Below are 2,481 nucleotides of genomic sequence, written 5' to 3' on the forward strand. Positions count from 1 at the left end.
GTAAGCGTGGCCGGTAGGCCGCCTTGCGGTGGTCTTAGCCTTCGGGATGCTTGTCGTCTTTGACGAGGGCGCGGGTGTTGCGGGAAATTTTCGGTTCTACGACCAGTCATACGAGCACTTGTATGACTGGTCGAATGGAGGTGGTCGGTCAGGTGTCGGGCCGGCGCCGATGGTCAGATGCGGAGAAGCTGGAGATCCTGACCGAGGCGTTTCGGCCGGGGGTTCGGGTCTGCGATGTCATCGCGCGGCGTGAGGTATCGAGCAGCCTGATCTACACGTGGCGCAAGCAGTTGCGCGAAGGCAAGCTGGCCGGAGCGATGCCGTCGTTGCCGGTGTTTGCTGCAGTGCAGGTGGCGGAACTGACGCCGCCAGCGCCGCAGCCGCTGCCATGTGCCTCGGGGCTCATCCAGATCGAGTTGCCGGGCGGCGTGCGGGTGAGCGTCGATGCGAGCGTGGATGCAGGTGCGCTGGCACGGGTGTTGTCGGTGCTGCGGTGAGCCCGGTGCCGTTGCCAACGCGGGTGTTCCTGGCGTGCGGCGTGACGGACATGCGCAAGGGGTTCGACGGCCTGGCGGTGCTGGTGCAGCAGGTGCTGGCGCAGAACCCGCATTCGGGTGCGCTGTTCGCGTTCCGCGGCAAGCGCGGTCATCTGGTCAAGCTGCTGTGGTTCGATGGGCAAGGTCTTTGCCTGTTTTCCAAGCGGCTCGACCGGGGCCGCTTCGTCTGGCCAGTGACCGCGACCGGCACCGTGACACTGACGCCGGCGCAATTGTCGATGCTGCTGGAAGGCATCGACTGGCGTCGGCCTGAGCGGACGTTCACGCCGACACTGGCGGGGTAAGAACGGCGGTTTTGCGCCACTTTCCCTCGCCCAGCGACCTGCAATCTGCTATGGAGACAGCGTGTCGGAAGCGCCTGTTTCCATAGCAGATGCCACCGCGCGGATCGCCGCGCTGGAGGCTTCGCTCGCCCGGGCCAATGCCGCGCTGGCCGCTCGCGACCTGCTCATCGATACCCTGCGCGGACAGATCGCGCGGCTGCGGCGGATGCAGTTCGGCGCCTCGTCCGAGAAGCTGGGGCGCGAGATCGAGCAGCTCGAACTGGCGCTGGAGGAACTCGAGACCGAGCGCGATGCGCCTGGGCCTGAGATGGTTGACCCTGGCGTGGCGGTTCGGCCGGTGCCCGTCCGTAGTCTGCCGGGACACCTGCCGCGCGAGAAGGTCGTCCACGAGCCGACGTCGGGCCCCTGTACCTGCCCAGACTGTGGTGGTGCGCTGCGGCCGCTTGGGGCAGACGCGCACGAGATGCTCGACATCGTGCCGGTGCGCTGGCGCGTCGTGCGCAACGTCCGCCCCAAATACAGCTGCCGGATATGTGAGAAGATCGTCCAGGCTCCCGCCCCGGTCAGCGCCGTGGCACGCGGCAAGGCCACCTTCGCCACGCTGGCGCACGTCGTCGTCTCCAAGTTCGACCATCACCTGCCGCTGTACCGCCAGGCCGAGATGATGGCGGCGCAAGGGTTAGACGTCGACCGCTCGACGCTGGCGGGCTGGACCGGACAGGCTGCCGGGCTCCTCGACCCCATCGTCAGCCGCATCCGCGACGAAGTGCTCAAGGCCGACAAGATTCACGCCGACGACACGCCGGTGCCGGTACTCGACCCCGGCCGGGGCAAGACCGCGACCGGGCGGCTGTGGGTCTATGCGGCCGACGACCGGGCGTCCGGCGGCACGGCACCGCGCGCGACCTGGTATCGCTTCACGCCCGACCGAACCGCCGCGCACCCGCTGGCCCATCTCGCCGGCTTTCGCGGTTTCCTTCAGGCTGATGCCTATGTCGGTTATGATGGACTGTACCGCAGCGGCGTGACCGAGGTCGCCTGCTGGGCGCATTTCCGGCGCAAGGTCTTCGATCTGCACGAGCGATCGCCCACGCCGCTGACCACCGACATCCTCGAGCGGATCGGCACGCTCTATGCCGTGGAGACCGAGGTCCGCGGGCAACCGCCCGATGTGCGATGCCGAACCCGACAGGAGAAAAGTCGGCCGCTGGTCGACGCCTTGCGCGAGGTGCTCGACGCCGGCTTGCGCCGCTTGTCGTCCAGGTCCGACATGGCGAAGGCCATCGCCTATGGCACCAAGCGCTGGTCAGCACTGTCGCGCTTCCTCGACGACGGCCGCCTGGAGATCGACAACAACATCGCGGAGCGGGCGCTGCGCGGTGTCGCGGTCGGACGCCGCAACTGGTTGTTCGCTGGCTCTCGAGCAGGCGGCGAGCGGGCCGCCGCGATTTATACCGTCATCCAGACCTGCAAGGCCAACAGCATCAACCCGCAGGTCTATATCGCCGACGTCATCGCCAAGGTAGCCGGCGACTGGCCTGCCTGCCGATGGGACGAACTCATGCCCTGGAACTGGATGCCGCCAGCAGATCAGCCAACTGCGCAAGCTGCCTGATCTGCGGTCGTCACACCACGCTTAC

General features: G+C 67.3%; 3 protein-coding genes. All 3 read left to right on the top strand.

Annotated features, from left to right (window positions below; all coding sequences use genetic code 11):
• The first annotated feature begins 122 nt into the window (after positions 1-122).
• From tnpA to tnpC, 3 genes are read left to right on the top strand one after another with little or no spacing between them, the layout of a single operon-like run.
• The gene (tnpA, locus tag MF610_RS18930; protein ID WP_066690507.1) at positions 123-497 is read left to right on the top strand and encodes an IS66-like element accessory protein TnpA; all 375 of its coding nucleotides are present in this window, start codon (positions 123-125) and stop codon (positions 495-497) included.
• Entirely contained in the window at positions 494-841 is a 348-nt protein-coding gene (tnpB, locus tag MF610_RS18935) for an IS66 family insertion sequence element accessory protein TnpB (protein WP_066690505.1), read from the top strand. The genes tnpA and tnpB overlap by 4 nt, the downstream gene beginning before the upstream one ends.
• Positions 842-884: 43 nt before the next feature.
• Complete coding sequence (tnpC, locus tag MF610_RS18940) at positions 885-2,456, top strand: IS66 family transposase (RefSeq protein ID WP_242201902.1); 1,572 nt, start codon at positions 885-887, stop codon at positions 2,454-2,456.
• The last annotated feature ends 25 nt before the right edge of the window (positions 2,457-2,481 follow it).

Origin of the sequence: Sphingomonas hankookensis, assembly GCF_022664465.1 — a bacterium.
Taxonomy (GTDB): Bacteria; Pseudomonadota; Alphaproteobacteria; order Sphingomonadales; family Sphingomonadaceae; genus Sphingomonas; species Sphingomonas hankookensis.